Annotated in this window: 17 protein-coding genes; 7 read left to right on the forward strand and 10 right to left on the reverse strand. The window is 62.1% G+C overall.

Annotated features, from left to right (window positions below; all coding sequences use genetic code 11):
• Positions 1 to 65 precede the first annotated feature (65 nt).
• Together zapE and RHP75_RS04145 are read left to right on the forward strand one after the other, a co-directional pair.
• Entirely contained in the window at positions 66 to 1160 is a 1095-nt protein-coding gene (gene zapE / locus RHP75_RS04140) for a cell division protein ZapE (RefSeq protein ID WP_311090566.1), read from the forward strand.
• Positions 1161 to 1363: 203 nt separating this feature from the next.
• On the forward strand, positions 1364 to 2701 hold the full coding sequence (locus RHP75_RS04145) for a DEAD/DEAH box helicase (RefSeq protein ID WP_311090567.1): 1338 nt from the start codon (positions 1364 to 1366) through the stop codon (positions 2699 to 2701).
• A 33-nt stretch (positions 2702 to 2734) separates the two neighbouring features.
• Here the strand turns inward: RHP75_RS04145 and RHP75_RS04150 are convergent, their stop codons facing one another.
• The 4 genes from RHP75_RS04150 to RHP75_RS04165 form a co-directional block, all read right to left on the reverse strand.
• Positions 2735 to 3097: a VOC family protein gene (locus RHP75_RS04150; RefSeq protein WP_311090568.1), complete on the reverse strand. Its 363-nt coding sequence runs from the start codon at positions 3095 to 3097 to the stop codon at positions 2735 to 2737.
• 80 nt (positions 3098 to 3177) lie between these two features.
• The gene (locus tag RHP75_RS04155; RefSeq protein WP_311090569.1) at positions 3178 to 3633 is read right to left on the reverse strand and encodes a PAS domain-containing protein; all 456 of its coding nucleotides are present in this window, start codon (positions 3631 to 3633) and stop codon (positions 3178 to 3180) included.
• 3 nt (positions 3634 to 3636) lie between these two features.
• On the reverse strand, positions 3637 to 4638 hold the full coding sequence (locus tag RHP75_RS04160; RefSeq protein ID WP_311090570.1) for a response regulator: 1002 nt from the start codon (positions 4636 to 4638) through the stop codon (positions 3637 to 3639).
• Between the two features lie 86 nt (positions 4639 to 4724).
• Positions 4725 to 5969: a TIGR03862 family flavoprotein gene (locus tag RHP75_RS04165; protein ID WP_311090571.1), complete on the reverse strand. Its 1245-nt coding sequence runs from the start codon at positions 5967 to 5969 to the stop codon at positions 4725 to 4727.
• Between the two features lie 113 nt (positions 5970 to 6082).
• On the opposite strand from RHP75_RS04165, the gene RHP75_RS04170 reads away from it, so the two are divergent.
• Entirely contained in the window at positions 6083 to 7216 is a 1134-nt protein-coding gene (locus RHP75_RS04170) for an aminotransferase class V-fold PLP-dependent enzyme (RefSeq protein ID WP_311090572.1), read from the forward strand.
• Positions 7217 to 7307: 91 nt separating this feature from the next.
• Here the strand turns inward: RHP75_RS04170 and RHP75_RS04175 are convergent, their stop codons facing one another.
• The 3 genes from RHP75_RS04175 to RHP75_RS04185 are packed head-to-tail and all read right to left on the reverse strand — an operon-like array spanning position 7308 to position 10281.
• A complete protein-coding gene (locus tag RHP75_RS04175; protein WP_311090573.1) occupies positions 7308 to 8132 on the reverse strand; it encodes a class I SAM-dependent methyltransferase in 825 nt (274 codons plus the stop codon).
• 13 nt (positions 8133 to 8145) lie between these two features.
• On the reverse strand, positions 8146 to 9303 hold the full coding sequence (gene ampC, locus RHP75_RS04180; protein WP_311090574.1) for a class C beta-lactamase: 1158 nt from the start codon (positions 9301 to 9303) through the stop codon (positions 8146 to 8148).
• 57 nt (positions 9304 to 9360) lie between these two features.
• A complete protein-coding gene (locus RHP75_RS04185; RefSeq protein ID WP_311090575.1) occupies positions 9361 to 10281 on the reverse strand; it encodes a histone deacetylase in 921 nt (306 codons plus the stop codon).
• A gap of 256 nt (positions 10282 to 10537) precedes the next feature.
• On the opposite strand from RHP75_RS04185, the gene tesB reads away from it, so the two are divergent.
• Together tesB and RHP75_RS04195 are read left to right on the forward strand one after the other, a co-directional pair.
• Entirely contained in the window at positions 10538 to 11407 is an 870-nt protein-coding gene (gene tesB / locus RHP75_RS04190) for an acyl-CoA thioesterase II (RefSeq protein WP_311090576.1), read from the forward strand.
• A gap of 52 nt (positions 11408 to 11459) precedes the next feature.
• Positions 11460 to 12020: an HAD family hydrolase gene (locus RHP75_RS04195; RefSeq protein ID WP_409079722.1), complete on the forward strand. Its 561-nt coding sequence runs from the start codon at positions 11460 to 11462 to the stop codon at positions 12018 to 12020.
• Here the strand turns inward: RHP75_RS04195 and cueR are convergent.
• Together cueR and RHP75_RS04205 are read right to left on the reverse strand one after the other, a co-directional pair.
• Entirely contained in the window at positions 12014 to 12412 is a 399-nt protein-coding gene (cueR, locus tag RHP75_RS04200; RefSeq protein ID WP_311090578.1) for a Cu(I)-responsive transcriptional regulator, read from the reverse strand. The genes RHP75_RS04195 and cueR overlap by 7 nt on opposite strands.
• Before the next feature lie 22 nt (positions 12413 to 12434).
• A complete protein-coding gene (locus RHP75_RS04205) occupies positions 12435 to 14822 on the reverse strand; it encodes a heavy metal translocating P-type ATPase (RefSeq protein WP_311090579.1) in 2388 nt (795 codons plus the stop codon).
• A 303-nt stretch (positions 14823 to 15125) separates the two neighbouring features.
• On the opposite strand from RHP75_RS04205, the gene RHP75_RS04210 reads away from it, so the two are divergent.
• Positions 15126 to 15338: a heavy-metal-associated domain-containing protein gene (locus tag RHP75_RS04210; RefSeq protein ID WP_311090580.1), complete on the forward strand. Its 213-nt coding sequence runs from the start codon at positions 15126 to 15128 to the stop codon at positions 15336 to 15338.
• Here RHP75_RS04210 and RHP75_RS04215 read toward each other — a convergent pair.
• Entirely contained in the window at positions 15325 to 15969 is a 645-nt protein-coding gene (locus RHP75_RS04215) for a TetR family transcriptional regulator (protein WP_311090581.1), read from the reverse strand. The genes RHP75_RS04210 and RHP75_RS04215 overlap by 14 nt on opposite strands.
• 138 nt (positions 15970 to 16107) lie before the next feature.
• Between RHP75_RS04215 and RHP75_RS04220 the strand changes: the two genes are divergently transcribed.
• On the forward strand, positions 16108 to 17247 hold the full coding sequence (locus RHP75_RS04220) for an efflux RND transporter periplasmic adaptor subunit (RefSeq protein WP_311090582.1): 1140 nt from the start codon (positions 16108 to 16110) through the stop codon (positions 17245 to 17247).
• Positions 17248 to 17257 lie beyond the last annotated feature (10 nt).

The following is a 17257-nucleotide window of genomic DNA, read 5'->3' on the forward strand; positions in this document are numbered from 1 at the left end:
ATTGCCAATCAATGGGGGCGTCGCTAAAGTGACGCCCCCGTTTTACTTGCCCGGCTAACGAATTGATGACCCCCCTAGAACGCTACCAGGCTGACCTTAAACGCCCTGATTTCTTTCATGACGCTGCCCAGGAAACTGCGGTGCGTCACTTGCAGCGCCTGTATGACGACCTGATCGCTGCCGACAAGGGCAGCGCCGGCGTCTTCGGCAAGCTGTTCGGCAAAAAACCGCAGGGGCCGGTCAAGGGCCTGTACTTCTGGGGTGGCGTGGGTCGCGGCAAAACCTACCTGGTCGACACCTTTTTTGATGCGCTGCCGTTCGAGCGCAAGGTGCGCACGCACTTCCACCGCTTTATGAAGCGCGTGCATGAAGAAATGCGCACCCTCAAGGGTGAAAAGAACCCGCTGACCATTATCGGCAAGCGTTTCGCCGATGAGGCGCGGGTGATCTGCTTCGACGAATTCTTCGTCAGCGATATTACTGACGCGATGATCCTCGCCACCCTGCTGGAAGAGCTGTTCAAGAACGGCGTCAGCCTGGTCGCGACTTCCAATATCGTGCCGGATGGCCTGTACAAGGACGGCTTGCAGCGCGCGCGCTTCCTGCCGGCCATCGCCCTGCTCAAGCAGCACACCGAGATCGTCAACGTCGACAGCGGTATCGATTACCGCCTGCGTGCGTTGGAGCAAGCCGAGCTGTTCCACTGGCCGCTGGACGCTGCCGCCGAGGAGAGCCTGCAGAAGAGTTTCGTCAGCCTGCTGCCGGAGCACTGCGAGGTACAGGAAAACGAGCCACTGATGATCGAAAATCGCGCTATCGTGGCGCGCAAGGTCGGTGATGACGTGGCCTGGTTCGAATTCCGCGAGCTGTGCGACGGCCCGCGCAGCCAGAACGACTACATCGAACTGGGTAAGATTTTCCACGCCGTATTGCTAGCCAATGTGGAACAGATGAGCACCGCCAAGGACGATATGGCCCGGCGCTTTATCAACCTGGTGGACGAGTTCTACGACCGCAACGTCAAGCTGATCATCTCCGCCGAAGTGGAGCTGAAAGACCTCTACACCGGTGGTCGCCTGACCTTCGAGTTCCAGCGCACGCTCAGCCGTTTGCTGGAAATGCAGTCGCACGAGTTTCTCGCACGGCCGCACAAGCCCTGAGAGCCGCGATCAGCTGCGCGTCGGCCCTGCTGCGTTAAAAACAGGCTCGGAATGCTCATGTACGCCAGTACACTCCGCTTCCTCGCCTGTTTTTGCCTTGCATTTCTCTAGCTCGCAAGATCGCCAGCAAGTTTTGATCCGGCGTGTTTCAGGTACAAGCAGGATAAACTCTGCGCCATCGACTTATTTCTGCGGTTAGCCCTATGACCTTTGCCTCCCTTGGCCTGATCGAGCCTCTGCTACGCACCCTCGACAGCCTCGATTACAAAACCCCCACCGCCGTGCAGGCTCAGGCCATCGTGCCAGTGCTCAAGGGGCGCGATCTGATGGCCGCCGCGCAGACCGGCACCGGCAAGACCGCCGGCTTTGCCCTGCCGGTGCTACAGCGGTTGATGATGGAAGGGCCGCAGGTGGCCAGTAATTCGGTGCGTGCGTTGGTGCTGGTGCCAACCCGCGAGCTGGCCGAGCAGGTGTTGCAGAGTTTTCTCACCTACGGTCAGCACCTGCCGCTGCGCAGCTACGCGGTGTATGGCGGGGTCAGTATCAACCCGCAGATGATGAAGCTGCGCAAAGGTGTGGACGTGCTGGTGGCCACCCCAGGCCGCTTGCTCGACCTCTATCGGCAAAACGCGGTGAAATTCAACCAGGTGCAGACCCTGGTGCTGGATGAAGCCGACCGCATGCTCGACCTGGGCTTTGCCAACGAGCTGGAAAGTGTGTTCGCGGCGCTGCCGAAAAAGCGCCAGACCCTGCTGTTCTCCGCGACTTTCTCCGACGCCATTCGCGCCATGGCCGGGCAGATGCTTAAAGACCCGCTAAGCATTGAAGTCAGCCCGCGCAATGCCGCCGCCAAATCGGTCAAGCAGTGGTTGATCCCGGTGGACAAGAAGCGCAAGAGCGAGCTGTTTCTGCATCTGTATCAGGCCAAGCGCTGGAGCCAGGCCCTGGTGTTTGTGAAAACCCGCAAGGGCGTTGATGAGCTGGAAGCCGAGCTGCAACGCCACGGCATCAGTGCCGACTCGATTCATGGCGACAAGCCCCAAGCCACCCGTCAGCGCGCCTTGCAGCGCTTCAAGGACGGCGAGGTCAAGGTGCTGGTGGCCACCGATGTGGCAGCCCGTGGCCTGGATATCGACGATATGCCGCTGGTGGTCAACTTCGATTTGCCCATCGTCGCCGAAGATTACGTGCACCGTATCGGCCGTACTGGGCGTGCTGGCACCACCGGTCAGGCCGTGTCGCTGGTCTGCGCTGATGAAGTGCAACTGCTCTCGGCTATCGAAACCCTGACCCAGCAGGTGCTGCAACGTATTGATGAGCCGGACTTTATCCCCGACCACCGCGTGCCGCAGACCCTGCCTGGCGGCCAGGTGGTGAAAAAGCCGAAGAAACCGAAGAAGCCGAAAGTGGTTGGCGGCGGCAAGGGCGGCAGCCTTGGGCGCTGGATGGAAGCCGATGAGCCGGCTGCACCGTCGGTTAAGGCGGTACGCAAGGTGCCCAGCTTCGGCGGCAAGCCGGCCAAGGGCGGCAGAAAGCCGTAGGGTGGACAACGCGAAGCCTGTCCACCTAAGGGGCTAAATGTTCTGCGCGATTCGCCAGAGCACGCCGCTGGGGTCGATGACCACGAAATCGCGCATGCCCCAGGGCTGATCCTGGGGCGGGATCAGGCGCCCGCCGAAGCGCTCGCCCAACTGCTCATCCAGCACCTTCTGCCACCAAGCCTCGACGTCTTCCACCAGTAGGTGCATGACGAAGTTCTCCGCCTGCTCCTTGACGTAGAAGTCCTGCAGCAAAAAGGCACAGTGCTCGCCATGGCTGAAATAGGCCAGGCCATCGCCGACCCAGCCCGGCTTGAAGCCCAGCGCTTGATAGAACGCCTGGCTCAAGGCGAAATCGCGGGCCGGTACGAAGGTTTTCAGTTCAACGCTTTGCAGCATCGGATGACTCCTGCACGAAAGTGGTCGAGCAGGCTAATAACGGTTGCACCGGTCCTCTAATGGGGCCTGGCGAGCAGAGATTAACGGCTGGCCTGCGCCGCTTCCAGCTGCTTCTTATGGGTGGCGGCGGCGGTCATGTCGTAGATCACTACGCAGATATGTTCCACATCACCCTTGGCCCCGGCCAGCGGCAGCAGGGTGACGTTTTGGTACATAAAGTCTTCCTGGCCGGTGATCGGCTGATAGTTCTTGAAGTGCATCAGGTAGGGGTGTTGCTCCCATAGGCTGAACGCGCGCGTGCCGAGTTGCACCACGGTATCGACCTTGCGCCGTAACCAGGCTTCGTTAATTTCCGGGAACAGGCTGAACAGGGTTTTGCCGTGCACCTCGTCCGGGCCCATGCCCGAATGGTTCTCCATAAAGCTGTTCCACACCTCCACCTGGTACTGGCGATCGAGGACGATCACCCCGACATCGATGCACTGCACGATATCGAGCAGCCAGTGCACCTCTTGAATATCTATCTGTGCGGGCATGGCTTAACTCATCAGGTAGTTGATCTTGTTGGTCAGGCGCTTGATCGAGTCTTCGGTAAACAGCAGCAACAGGTCGAAGTGGATATTGTGTGCTTCCAGGCTGTAGCTGACTTCCACCGCCAGGGTCTTTTTCCAGCGCCGTTGGTTGAGGTGAATGAGCCGCTCGATGGAGGAGTGCTGGCCGAGCAGTTGCGGATGGCCCTGGGAAAAGCGCACGTCGATCTGCTCGGCAATCCCGGCCAGGCACGCGCCAATCAGGATGCTGGCCAGGTCCAGAAGCATTTCCGAGGTTTCCAGGTCATCCTTCGGCTGCCAGTTGAGCAGGCGCGCCATATCGGCCACTTCGGAGTCGTGGAATAGCAGCAGCGACTCGCCGGCGATACCGTCGCCGATAAAGCCCTGGCACACCGCGCTCAGGCGTTCACCACGCATGGCATCGGTGAGGGTCATATGCAGTTCGCTGACCTCGAAGATATTCACCTGCGGCACCGGCAACTGCACAAAGACCCCGAGCGCCTTGGCCAGCAGCGCGGCGGCGCGGCCCATGGCGACGTTGGTGACTTCGCGCAGGGCATCGCGGAAGTTGACCTTCAGCTCATCCAGTACCGCGGCCTGGGCGATGGCGCCAGGTGTCGCTTTGGGGTCGAACAGGCCGAGTTCGAGCAGGGTACTGCGCAGTATCTCGGGGTCGGCAGGTTTCTTGATAAAGGCCAGGGCGCCGAGTTCCTTAACCCGGCGTAGGGCTTCCTCCTGCACGTCGCCGGAGACCACCACCACTTTGCAGGCCAGGCCCTCGGCGCGCATGGCTGCAAGGGTTTCATAGCCGTCGAGCACTGGCATGGTCAGGTCCAGCAGCATCACCTGGCCAAGCCCCTGACGCAACGCAGTCAGGGCTTCCTGGCCATTGGTGGCCTGGCTGATGGTCACTGGCCATTCGGGCGGCAGGGCGCGGATCAACTGCTTGCGCGCCATGTTCGAGTCGTCGCAGACCACTAGTGGAATCACGGCTGGAGAGTACCTGTGCGCGTGGAAGAACACCGCTCTGGGGCGGTTTTCTTCAAGCATAGCCGTTTGAGATTGTGCGCGGATGCTTATTCGGTCGGCGGTTGCAGCCATTTGAGGATGCCTGTTGCTGCGCGGCGACCGCTGGCAAAGCAGGCGGTCAGCAGATAGCCGCCGGTGGGCGCCTCCCAGTCAAGCATTTCCCCTGCGCAGAAGGTGCCAGGCAGCGCCTTGAGCATCAGTTGCTCGTCCAGTTGCTCGAACGGCACACCACCGGCTGTGCTGATGGCTTCATCCAATGGCCGCGGACGCACTAGGGTGATCGGCAGGGCCTTGATTGCACTGGCCAGCTGCGCCGGATCATTGAAGGCTGCTGCGCTGGCCAGCTCGCGCAGCAGCGCGGCTTTGACCCCGTCGATTCCGGCCTGGCGATGCAGGTGTTTAGCCATGGACTGTGAGCCGCGTGGCTTACTCAGCACCGCCTGCAATTTGCTAAGCGGCGTTTGCGGCAGCAGATCGAGGTGCACGGTAGCGCCACCATGCTGGTTGATCGCTTCGCGAATAGCGGCTGACAGGGCATACACCAAACTGCCTTCGAGGCCGCTGGCGGTCAGTACACACTCGCCCAGGCGAGGTGTTTCACCGGGCAGGTTGAGGCTGACGTTCTTCAGTGGCGCGCCAGCGAACTTGTCGCGCAGAAAGGGGCTCCAGGCCGTTACATCGAAGCCGCAGTTGCTGGCCTGCAAGGGCGCAATAGTCACGCCACGCTCTTGTAGCAGCTGCACCCAGGCACCGTCCGAACCCAGCCGCGCCCAGCTGGCGCCGCCCAGGCCCAGCAGGGTGGCGTCGGCATTTACAGCCTGTTCGCCGGCGGGCGAGGCAATTCGCAGTGCGCCTTCATTATTCCAGCCCAGCCAACGATGACGGGTGTGGATCTGTACGCCCAATTCACGCAGGCGTTTGAGCCAGGCGCGCAGCAGCGGTGCGGCTTTCATATCGGTGGGGAAAACCCGGCCGGAGGTGCCGACAAAGGTGTCGATGCCCAGGTCATGAATCCAGGCGCGCAGGGCGTCAGCATCGAAATCCTGCAGCAGTTTGGCTACTTCTGCCTGGCGCGCGCCATAACGAGCGACAAACGCCGGTTTGGCTTCGGAATGGGTGATATTCATCCCGCCGACCCCAGCCAGGAGGAACTTGCGCCCCACTGAAGGCATGCCGTCGTAAAGATCGACCTGCACACCGCCCATGGCCAACACTTCGGCCGCCATCAGCCCGGCAGGGCCGCCGCCGATAATGGCAACGCGAGGGGCTGGATGTTGGGTGCGATTGGTCATGGCGGTGTCGGGTAGGAACGAAGGGGGTGCATTCTAGCCGAGGCGGCGTCCGCCTTGTCATTTGCCCCGGCTTCGGGCAGGGTCGTGAGGTGAATTTCTGACTGGAGCCCCTTATGTCTGACCTCTACCCCAGCATCGACCCCGACGGCCTGATCGAATACTCGGTGGTCTACACCGACCGCTCTCTCAACCATATGTCGCAGTCGTTCCAGGGCGTGATGAAGGATATCTCCAGCACCCTGAAACAGGTCTATAACGCCCATGCCATGGCCATTGTGCCCGGTAGCGGTACCTATGGCATGGAAGCGGTGGCGCGCCAGCTGGCCACCGGGCAGAAGTGCCTGGTGCTGCGCAACGGCTGGTTCAGCTACCGCTGGACGCAGATTTTCGAGATGGGTCAGATCCCCTCGGAGGCGATTGTGCTCAAGGCGCGCCCGGTTACTGAGGGCAGCCAGGCGGCATTCTCCCCGCCACGGCTGGTCGATGTGCTGGCAGTAATCGCTGCGGAAAAACCGCAGGTAGTGTTCGCTCCGCACGTGGAAACTTCGTCCGGGATGATCCTTCCAGACGGCTACCTGCGCGCCGTGGCGGATGCCGTACATGCGGTGGGCGGCCTGTTTGTGCTCGATTGCATCGCCTCCGGCACCCTCTGGGTGGATATGCAGGCCTGCGGTATCGATGTACTGATCAGCGCGCCACAGAAGGGCTGGAGCGCCTCGCCGTGCTGCGCCCTGGTGATGCTCAGCGAAGCTGCCCAGGCTCGCGTCGAAGCCACACAAAGCAGCAGCTTTGCCTGTGACCTGAAAAAATGGCTGCAGATCATGCAGGCCTATGAGCAGGGTGGTCATGCCTACCATGCAACCATGCCCAGCGACGCCCTGGCGCGTTTCCGTGATGCCATGCGCGAGGCCGAAGCCATTGGTTTCGCTAAGGTGCGCGAGCAGCAACAGGAGCTCGGTGAGCGGGTGCGCGCCTTGCTCGCTCGTAAAGGCTTTAAAAGTGTCGCCGCCGAAGGCTTCGAGGCCCCCGGTGTGGTGGTGTGCTACACCTCCGATGCGAGCATCAAGAACGGCAGCAAATTCGCCGCCCAAGGCCTGCAGATCGCTGCTGGCGTGCCGCTGCAGTGTGATGAACCGGCGGATTTCCAGACCTTCCGCCTTGGCCTGTTCGGTTTGGACAAGCTAGGCAATATCGAGCGCACCGTGGCGACCCTGGAGCAGGCGCTGGATAAGGTGTTGGCGGGGTAGTCGGGTGCGTAGGACGAGTTGAGCATTGCTCTTCTGGAGCGCAGCGATACCTGCCGATGGGTATCGCTGCGCTCAACACCATTCTGCGGCTTTAGCCGACCTTGACCGCCTGCAGCGTATAGCTCAGTGGCAGTCGTTCTGGCTGGCTGTCCAGCCGCCACTCACCATCCTCGCCCAGGCTCATCTGACCCGGCAGAGCTTCCCAGGGGATGCTGGCGTGTTCTTCCAGTGCGCTCAGGCGCATGCCGTGGCGCAGCAGCGCGGTGATGATTTCGCCCAGGCCGTGGTTCCATTCGTGAGTGGTGGTTGCGGTCAGCAGGGTGTCGGTTTCGACGTAGGTGTGCTCGTTATCCCAGACGGTGGGTTGGCCGTGTTCGAAATAGGGGTGGGCAATCTGCAGGGCGTCCTCGCAGTCCTCGTCGAGCGCCATCAGTACGGGATGGGCTTCGCGCAGGAACAGGCGGCCGCCAGGCTTGAGCAGGGCTGCGACATTGCGCGCCCAGTCATCGATATGCGGTAGCCAGTTCAGCGCGCCGATGCCCGTATAAACCAGATCGAACGACTGCGCGCCGAGCACCTTGGCAGCGTCGTAGACCGAAGCTTCGACAAACTCGATGCTGGCGTCGCAGGCTTGCGCCAGTAGGCGGGCCTGCTCCAGCGAGGCGGAGGAAAAGTCCAATCCGCTCATCTGCGCACCCAGACGGGCCAGCGACAGGGTATCGGTGCCGATATGGCATTGCAGGTGCACCGCACGCAGGCCGCAGATATCGCCGAGGCGCGGCAGATCAAAGTGCACCACTTCGGATAAGTGCGTGGGCGAGGCGATAAACAGCTGAACCTGGTAATCGGGCGACGCTGCATGCAAGGCGGCGCGCTCATTCCAGTTAGCTTGGTTCAGGGCAAACGAGTCATCCATGACAGGATTCCATTCAGTGTGTGGGGGGCTTATCCAACGCGCTCAGTATGGCGTGGGCGGCCTTGATTCTGGCAGCGTTGGGGTAATTCTTGTTGGCCAGCATAACCAGGCCGAGGTTCCGAGTGGGGACAAACACTGCGTAGGCGCCGAAGCCGCCGGTTGAGCCGGTTTTATTGAACAGGCTGTCGCCTGGCTCGGTTTCCGGTGGTGCGAGGCGTGTAGCGGGTTGTGACTCCAGGGCCATGGCCGGGGAGTTGCCCGCTTGCAGGCGCTCCAGGCTGATCGGGTAGGGGTAGCGCTCCCAGCCGAGGCCCTGGGTCATCTCGCCGACGCGGTAATAGCCGGTGTGGGTCATGGCGATGGCGCGCTGCAGGTCTTTGTTCAGGCCGGCAGGATTCAGGTTGGCCTGGACAAAGCGCAGCATGTCCTTGGTGTTGGTTTTCACCCCATAGGCTTCGGCGTCGAGCATCCCCGGAGTGACGCGCAGCGGCTGGTTGTCCTTGCTGTAGCCATAGGCATAGCGCGGCATCTGCGCTGTCGGCACCTGGATATAGCTGTGCGACATGCCGAGCGCGGGGAACAGCGTGCCCTCCATCAAGGCGGGGAAGGGCTGGCCCATGCTGCGTGCGGCGAGGTAGCCGAGCAGGCCGATGCTGGGGTTGGAATAGCGCCGGTATGTGCCCGTCGCGTATTCAGGCTGCCACTGGCGGTAATAGGCGAGCATGCTGGCCGGATCGGTCACGTTGTCAGGGAACTGCAGCGGCAGCCCGCCGGCAGTGTAGGTGCCGAGGTTGAGCAAGCTGGCGTGTTCCAGTTTGCTGCCTTGCAACTCGGGCCAGTGCTGGCCGGCGCTGTCGTTGAGGGTTAGCTTGCCGGTGCTTTGCGCCAGGGCGGCGAGGGTGGCGGTGAGGGGTTTACTGAGCGAGCCGATCTCAAACAGGGTATCGCTGCTTACCGGCTGCTGGTCGTCCAGGCGCGCCACGCCGTAGTTGAAGTAGTGCGCCTGGCCGTTGTGGGTGATCGCCACGGCCATGCCGGCAATATCGTGTTCCGCCATCACCGGGCGAATGGTGGCGTCCACCAGTGACTGCAGTGTGTTATCGGCCTGGGCGGCAGTGGCAAATGCCAGTGCCGCCAGCAGGGCCGGCAGAGGGCTGAGTTTTGCGTACATGCTGTGTGAGAGTCCTTGGCAGTAGAGGTGGGCGATATGACCGCGCGTGTGCTGGTTTTATCCCAGCCCGCGCGCCTGCCAGACCTTGGCCGCACTGTGATGCAGTATGCCGTGACGGCGGGCCAGGGCCAGGCGGTCCTTGTCGTAGCCCCCGCCGATCAGCCCGACTATGGAAATGTCACGGCTCAGGCAGTGGTTGAGTACCGCTTCATCACGGGCTGCGATACCGGCATCCGTCAGGTTGAGATAACCGAGGGCATCGTCTTGGTGCACATCGACCCCGGCGTCGTAGAGTACGATATCCGGCTGGTACAGCGGCAGCAGGTAGTTGAGGCTGTCGTTGACCACCTTGAGGTAGTCGTCATCGCCCATACCGTTGGGCAGGGGAATGTCCCAGTCGCTGGCGGCCTTGCGCGCCGGGTAATTCTTCTCGCAGTGCAGTGATACGGTGATTGCTTCCGGGGTGTTCTCCAGCAGGCGCGCGGTGCCATCGCCCTGGTGCACGTCGCAGTCGAAGATCAACACGCGCTGCGCTTTGCCGCTGGCCAGCAGGTAGTGGCTGATTACCGCCAGGTCATTGAAGATGCAGAACCCGGCCGGGTGATCGTAATGCGCATGGTGGGTGCCGCCGGCCAGGTGACAGGCCAGACCGTGTTGCAGCGCTTGCTCCGCCGCCAGCTGCGAGCCGCCCACGGCGCGAATGGTGCGCTGCGCCAGAGCGGCGCTCCACGGTAGGCCGAGGCGGCGTTGTTCCTCATACGCCAGTTCGCCACTGGCAAAGCGCTGGATATAGTCCGGACAGTGGGTCAGGGCGAGTACGTCGGTGGGGCATAGCTCGGGGCGCAGCAGTTCGGCATCGGTGTTCAGGCCGCTTTCCACCAGGTGATCGCGCAGCAGGCGAAACTTCTCCATGGGGAAGCGATGGTTGGCCGGGAAGGGCGGGCTGTAGTCGTCGTGGTAGACCAGCGGCAGGCGCATGGTGGCGGGCTCGGGTGGAAGTGGCCGAAGTATGGCTGCAGGCTCTGCTTGCGCTCAAGCCCAGCGGCCGATTGGCTAGAATGCTGCCATTATTGTCCACATCCATCTTTCAGTCGGGCCGACAAGCGTTGGCAAAGTCTTTACCATCTCGCCCGCACTACCCCATACAGGGCACCTCTAAAAACGTCGGCGATGGAAACGCAGGTGGTTTTTAGAGGTGCCCTACACAGCCAGATGCGTTAACAGGAGAGCATGCATGAGTCAGGTGTTGAATGAGTTGGTCGCCCTGCTGACCCTGGAAACCATCGAGGAAAATCTATTTCGCGGCGTCAGCCAGGACCTCGGCTTTCGCCAGTTGTATGGTGGTCAGGTGCTCGGCCAATGTGTATCGGCGGCCAGCCAGACGGTCGAAGCCGCGCGCCATGTGCACTCCATGCACGGCTACTTCCTACGCCCCGGCGATGCCACGCTGCCGGTGGTGTATCAGGTTGAGCGCGTGCGTGATGGCGGTAGCTTCAGTACGCGGCGGGTGACGGCGATCCAGAAGGGCAAGCCGATCTTTACCTGCAGCGCATCGTTCCAGTTCGATGAAGAAGGTTTTCATCATCAGAATCTGATGCCAGAAGTGCCAGGGCCTGAAGAGCTGAAGTCGGAAACCGAACTGGCGCGCCTAGTGGTGGATGCCTTGCCGGAGCGTATGCGTGAGCGGGCAGTGAGCGACAAACCGATTGAGATTCGTCCGGTCACGGTGGGCAATCCTTTTGCGCCCAAGCCCAGCGATCCGGTCAAGCATGTATGGTTTCGCGCCGCTGGCGAGCTGCCGGATGAGCCGCAACTGCACAAGCTGCTGCTGGCTTACGCCAGTGACTTCAATCTGCTGACCACCTCGATGCTGCCGCACGGCGTCTCGGTGTGGCAGAAGTTTATGCAGGTTGCCAGCCTCGACCACTCGCTGTGGTTCCACGGCAACCTGCGCATGGACGACTGGCTGCTCTACAGCATGGACAGCCCCTGGGCCGGCAACGCCCGTGGTTTCTCCCGTGGCAGCATCTTCAACCGCCAGGGCCAGTTGGTCGCCTCGGTCGCCCAAGAGGGGCTGACCCGGGTCCGTGAGGACTGGAAATGAGCCGTGAGGATTGCAAGTGAATCTGAGCGCTGCCCGCCATTGGGTGTTTGATATGGACGGCACCCTGACCCAGGCGGTGCATGACTTCGAGGCGATCAAGCGGGCATTGGATATTCCGCTGGCGGACGACATTCTTGGTCATCTGGCGTCGCTGCCTGAGGCTGTGGCCGCCGCCAAGCACGCCTGGTTGCTGGAGCATGAGCGTGAGCTGGCTGTGGCTTCGCAGCCTGCCCCGGGGGCGATTGAACTGGTGCGCGAGCTGCACGGACGTGGCTGCCGCCTCGGCATTCTCACCCGCAATGCCCATGAGCTGGCGCTGCTGACCTTGCGCGCCATCGGTCTGGACGACTGCTTTGCCGTGGCGGACGTGATCGGCCGTGACGAAGCGCCGCCCAAGCCTGATCCGGGTGGCCTGCTGCATTTCGCTCGCACCTGGCAGGTGGCGCCGAGCGAGCTGGTGATGGTGGGCGATTACCGCTTTGACCTGGAATGCGCCCGCGCTGCCGGGGCGCGCAGTGTGCTGGTCAACCTGGCAGAAAACCCCTGGCCGGAGCTGGTCGATCATTTCGCGGTGGATTGCCGGGCCTTGCAGCAGGCTCTAGGCCTTCAATGACAACAGCCGGACTCCAGATCCTTGAGGATCGGGCAGTCCGGGCGGTCGTTGCCCTGGCAGTTGTCCATCAACTCCTTGAGGGTGTCGCGCAGGCCGCTGAGTTCGCTGATTTTGCGTTCCAGTTCGGCGATATGGGTAGCGGCCAGGGCTTTCACATCGGCACTGGCACGTTGGCGGTCCTGCCACAGGGCCAGTAGCTGGCTGACTTCGGCCAGGGAAAAGCCCAGATCGCGCGAGCGTTTGATAAACGCCAGGCGATGCAGGTCCTGCTGGCTGTACTGACGGTAACCGCTGTCGGTGCGGCCGGCCTCGGGCAGTAGGTCGATGCTTTCGTAGTAGCGAATCATCTTGGCGCTAAGGCCGGTTTTCTTGGCGGCTTGGCCGATGTTCATGGTTTTTCTCCTGCCCTGCGGCTTATTCGTGGTCCTTGGGCTTCCAGGTTTTCAGCAGCAGAGCATTGCTCACCACGCTGACGCTGCTTAGCGCCATGGCCGCCCCAGCGAGCATCGGATTGAGCAGGCCGGCGGCCGCCAACGGAATGCCGACCAGGTTATAGGCGAAGGCCCAGAACAGGTTCTGGCGGATCTTGTTGTAGGTGCGTCGGCTGATATCCAGGGCGTCGGCCACCAGGCGCGGGTCGCCGCGCATCAGGGTGATGCCGGCGGCGTGCATGGCCACATCGGTGCCGCTGCCCATGGCGATGCCGACATCGGCAGCGGCCAGCGCGGGCGCGTCGTTGATGCCGTCGCCGACCATGGCCACCACCGCGTGTTTTTTCAGCTCGCTGATGATCGCCGCCTTGTCCGCCGGCAGCACCTCAGCATGCGCGGCGCTGATGCCCAGGGTCTCAGCCACCGCCTTGACGCTGCCGGGGTTGTCGCCGCTGATCAGGTGGCTGGCAATGCCTTGAGCGGTCAGCGCGGCGATGGCATCGGCTGCACCTGGCTTGAGCGTGTCACCAAAGGCAAACAGGCCGAGCACCTGCGGTTGCGGCGCCAATTCCAGCAGCCAGGACAGGGTGCGGCCTTCGGCCTCCCAGGCCAGGGCGTCGGCGGCCAGTTCATCGTGGTGCAGGAAGTGTTCTTCCAGCAGGCGCAGGTTGCCCAGGGCTAATTGCCGCTCGCCGATCTGCCCGGTGATACCGCGGCCGGCCAGTGCTTTGCTGTTGCTGACTTCTGCGAGGCTCAGCTGCTGCTCCGTGCTCTGATCCAATACCGCCTTGGCCAGCGGATGTTCGCTGCCACGCTGCAGGGCGCCGGCCAGTTGCAGCAGCTGAGTTGTGTCGCCATCGACCGCGCGCAGATGGGCGATACGCGGGCTGCCTGCGGTCAGGGTGCCGGTCTTGTCGAAGGCCACCAGGGTTACTGAGTGGGCGATTTCCAGGGCTTCGGCGTCCTTGATCAGAATACCGTGGCGCGCCGCCACGCCGGTGCCGGCCATGATCGCCGTGGGCGTGGCCAGGCCAAGGGCGCAAGGGCAGGCGATGACCAGCACGGCCACGGCATTGAGCAGTGCGGTTTCGATACCCGCGCCAAGCAGCAGCCAGCCGAGCAGGGTAGCCAGGGCGATCAGCAGCACGCTGGGCACGAAGACCTGGCTGACTTTATCCACCAGCTTCTGGATCGGCGCTTTCGCGGCCTGGGCATCTTCGACCAGGCGAATAATCCGCGACAGCACGGTTTCCGCGCCCAGAGCTGTGGTTTCCACCAGCAGGCGGCCTTCGCCGTTGATGGCTCCGGCCGTGACGCGATCACCCGGCTGTTTGGGTTGTGGCAGGCTTTCGCCGCTGATCAGCGCTTCATCGGTGTGGCTCTGGCCTTCGCGAACCAGGCCGTCGACCGGGAAACGCTCGCCGGGCTTGACCACAATGCAGTCGCCCAGCTGCAGCTCAGCCAGCGCCACCCATTGCTCGACGCCATCCTGCAGGCGCATGGCGCGTTCCGGACGCAGCGCCTGCAGAGCGCGGATGGCGCTGCTGGTCTGGCGTTTGGCGCGGCTTTCCAGGTATTTGCCGAGCAGGATCAGCGTGATGATCACTGCCGAGGCTTCGAAGTACAGGTGCGGCATGCTGTTGGCCGGACTTACCGCCCACTGATACAGGCTCAGGCCGTAGGCGGCGCTGGTGCCGATGGCCACCAGCTGGTCCATATTCCCGGCACGGGCGCGCAGGGCACTCCAGGCCGCGCGGTAGAAGCGCGCGCCGAAGATAAATTGCACCGGCGTGGCCAGGGCGAACTGCAGCCAGGCCGGCAGCATCCAGTGCAGACCGAAGGGTTCGACGAGCATCGGGATGACCAGCGGTACGGTCAGCACAATCGCCAGCAGCAGCGACCAGCGCTCGCGTTGCAGATGCCGGTCAGCTGTTGGTTGGGCCTGGGATGCATCGTCTCGCAGGCTGGCGCGGTAGCCGGCCTGGCTGACGGCACGTAGCAACACCTGATGATCAGTGCCGCGCAGCACCTGCAGCTGCGCCCGTTCGCTGGCCAGGTTGACACTGACCGAGAGCACCCCAGGTTGCTGCGCCAGGGCGCGCTCGATACGCCCGGCACAGCTGGCGCAGGTCATGCCAGAAAGCGCCAGCTCCAGGCGTTCGCTAGGTACCTCATAACCGGCTGCGCTAACGGCATTGACCAGTTGCTCCAGGCTGTCTGCGGGCGCTTCGACACGCGCCTGTTCACTGGCCAGGTTGATGCTGACGCTGGCGACATCGGTCACCTTGACCAACGCGCGCTCGACCCGCCCAGCGCAGCTGGTGCAGGTCATACCGCTGATGGGCAGGTTGAAGGTGGTGAGGCTGGACATGGGTGGTCCTCCATTGAGCTCCAGCACAGGATCAACCTTGCCATGCTGGCAAGGTCAAGCGTTGTTTTATGGCGTTGCCATCCATGGCCGCCACCCTGCGGGCCGTCGCTGCGCGACGTTAAAAATCGCTCCCGGCGATTTTTTATGGCTTTGCCATCCATGGCCACTACCCTGCGGGCCGTTACTGCGCGACGTTAACAATCGCGCCCGACGATTTTTTATCCCTTGACCTTATCCTTATGGCAAGGCCAAGACTGCATCTATCCGTTTACCATGGCGGCTTATTTATTCAGGAGGTTGTTTATGCAGGTTTCTCAGGTTCACGCATTCCGTGTCGATGGCATGACTTGCCAGGGATGCGTCAAAACCATCAGCGAGGCGCTGTTGGCTTGCGACCCGGCGGCTGATGTGAAAGTGAAGTTTCCCGGTGGTGAAGTGCGCGTGAGCAGCAGTGTGCCGGTCGATCAGCTGATGGTCGCCATCGTCGAGCAAGGCTACGGCGTCAGCCTGGCGTAAAAGCTGCGACGTTTGGCCAGTCGCGGATCAACCCGCGAAAGCAGGCGTCGATCATCGGCGCGGCGTCGCTGAGCGGGTCGAACAGATTGGGGTCGCGCGACCAGTCGTAGAACAGGCCGATCAGCAACGCATGCACGGTGCGCGCGGCCAAGCGCGGCGTCAGCCCTTCATGCAGGCGCAGACGCACTGACTGCGTGTTGAACTGTTGTTCGCAGAGCGCGATAAACAGGTTGATAAAGGCTTCTTGGCGCTCTTCGGCTTCGCGCAGTTCTTCGGTGAATTCACACCTGCGCAGCAGGATGGTGAAGATGCGCTTCTTCTGTGGCTCACGGGCCAGGTTCTCGATAGCCTCGATACACAGCTCGCGCAGGGTCTGTAGTGGGTCGTGCTCGGGACAGCCGCGCATGCGTTCGGCGAGCTGTTCCGGCGGTAGCCGCACCTGATTGAGCATGGCGTTGAACAGGTCGGCCTTGTTGGCAAAGTGCCAATACACCGCACCGCGCGTCACCCCCGCGTGCCGGGCGATGTGCTCCAGGCTGGTGTGCGCCACACCTTTTTCCAGAAACAGCGTTTCGGCGGCCTCAAGGATCGCGCAACGGGTTTTCTCGGCTTCTTCTTTGGTTCGACGCATGGCGGTAGGCGTATTTCTGGCTAGGCTCAGCACAAAGTGTAATGAACTTAAGGGTAATGTTCTATTTACAAACACTTGTGTATGTAACTAGCATTGCCGGTCTCAAACGTTGCGCCTTGCGTTTATTCGGAGACATCCATGCTTTTTCCCCGTCGTCTGCCGGTCACTGCCGGTTCCTTGCTGTTGGCTTTTTTGGCCGCCCCGCTGTTTGCCGCCGATGCTCCGCCAGCACCCGAGGTGGTGGTAGAGACTGTCAAGGCCGAAGCATTGCCGCTGGAGCTTGAGTATTCCGCGCGTACTGCCGGTTTCCGTGAAGTGCAGGTGCGGGCCCAGGTCAGTGGCATCCTGCAGGAGCGCACTTATCTGGAGGGTAGCCAGGTCAAGAAAGGCCAGGTGATGTTTCGCATTGATCCGCGTACCTACCAGGCCGCACTGAGCCGTGCCAAGGGTGCTCTGGCGCAGGAACAGGCGCGCTATCGACAGACCGAACGTGACCTTAAGCGTATCCGCGAGCTGCAGAAGAAGGGCTTTGCCAGTGAAAGCGAACTGGACAATGCGGTCTCCAATTTCGAGCAGAGCAAGGCAAATATCCAGGCTGCCGAAGCCGAAGTGCAGTCCAAGCAGATCGACCTCGACTACACCACGGTAAAAGCCCCTATCTCCGGGATTACCAGCAAGGAAACCGTCTCCGAAGGCAGTCTGATGGTGGCCGGTGATCCGAGTGCCAGTCTGCTGAGCAATATCACTCAGCTGGACCCGATCTACGTCAACTTCGCCGCCCCCGACTCTGATGTGGAGAGCGTGCGCAGTGGCCTGCAGAACGGCAGCCTGGTGCTGCCGGAAGACGGCAAGATGAGTGTGCAGATCAAGCTCGGTGACGGCAGCGTTTACCCACTGGAAGGCAAGGTGGACTTCACCGACAGCCTGGTGGATCGCGGTACCGGTACTGTCAGCGCGCGTGCGGTGGTGCCTAACCCGGATCAGACGCTGTTGCCGGGTCAGTTCGTTCGGGTGCAGGTCAAAGGCCTGAGCATCCCCAACGCCATGACCCTGCCAGAGCGCGCGATTGCCCAGGGCCCAGGTGGCACCTTTGTTTATGTGGTGGATGAAGGTGGCGTGGCGCGCATGCGTCAGGTTACTACCGGACACACCGCCAAAGGCCGCTGGGTGATTGTCTCCGGCATCAGCGCCGGTGATCGGGTGATCGTCGAGGGCCTGCCGAAGGTGCGTCCAGACAGCCCGGTTAAAGTCGCCGCCCCAGCCGCCAGCCAATCCTAAGGAGCGTCCC

It is taken from the genome of Pseudomonas sp. SG20056 (genome assembly GCF_031764535.1).
Classification (GTDB): Bacteria; Pseudomonadota; Gammaproteobacteria; order Pseudomonadales; family Pseudomonadaceae; genus Aquipseudomonas.

Bases quoted from the DNA above. Each gene is read 5' to 3' on its own strand.
- zapE (WP_311090566.1), top strand. From the start codon at position 66: ATGACCCCCCTAGAACGCTACCAGGCTGACCTTAAACGCCCTGATTTC.
- RHP75_RS04145 (WP_311090567.1), top strand. From the start codon at position 1,364: ATGACCTTTGCCTCCCTTGGCCTGATCGAGCCTCTGCTACGCACCCTC.
- RHP75_RS04150 (WP_311090568.1), bottom strand. From the start codon at position 3,097: ATGCTGCAAAGCGTTGAACTGAAAACCTTCGTACCGGCCCGCGATTTC.
- RHP75_RS04155 (WP_311090569.1), bottom strand. From the start codon at position 3,633: ATGCCCGCACAGATAGATATTCAAGAGGTGCACTGGCTGCTCGATATC.
- RHP75_RS04165 (WP_311090571.1), bottom strand. From the start codon at position 5,969: ATGACCAATCGCACCCAACATCCAGCCCCTCGCGTTGCCATTATCGGC.
- RHP75_RS04170 (WP_311090572.1), top strand. From the start codon at position 6,083: ATGTCTGACCTCTACCCCAGCATCGACCCCGACGGCCTGATCGAATAC.
- RHP75_RS04175 (WP_311090573.1), bottom strand. From the start codon at position 8,132: ATGGATGACTCGTTTGCCCTGAACCAAGCTAACTGGAATGAGCGCGCC.
- ampC (WP_311090574.1), bottom strand. From the start codon at position 9,303: ATGTACGCAAAACTCAGCCCTCTGCCGGCCCTGCTGGCGGCACTGGCA.
- RHP75_RS04185 (WP_311090575.1), bottom strand. From the start codon at position 10,281: ATGCGCCTGCCGCTGGTCTACCACGACGACTACAGCCCGCCCTTCCCG.
- tesB (WP_311090576.1), top strand. From the start codon at position 10,538: ATGAGTCAGGTGTTGAATGAGTTGGTCGCCCTGCTGACCCTGGAAACC.
- RHP75_RS04195 (WP_409079722.1), top strand. From the start codon at position 11,460: ATGGACGGCACCCTGACCCAGGCGGTGCATGACTTCGAGGCGATCAAG.
- cueR (WP_311090578.1), bottom strand. From the start codon at position 12,412: ATGAACATCGGCCAAGCCGCCAAGAAAACCGGCCTTAGCGCCAAGATG.
- RHP75_RS04205 (WP_311090579.1), bottom strand. From the start codon at position 14,822: ATGTCCAGCCTCACCACCTTCAACCTGCCCATCAGCGGTATGACCTGC.
- RHP75_RS04210 (WP_311090580.1), top strand. From the start codon at position 15,126: ATGCAGGTTTCTCAGGTTCACGCATTCCGTGTCGATGGCATGACTTGC.
- RHP75_RS04215 (WP_311090581.1), bottom strand. From the start codon at position 15,969: ATGCGTCGAACCAAAGAAGAAGCCGAGAAAACCCGTTGCGCGATCCTT.
- RHP75_RS04220 (WP_311090582.1), top strand. From the start codon at position 16,108: ATGCTTTTTCCCCGTCGTCTGCCGGTCACTGCCGGTTCCTTGCTGTTG.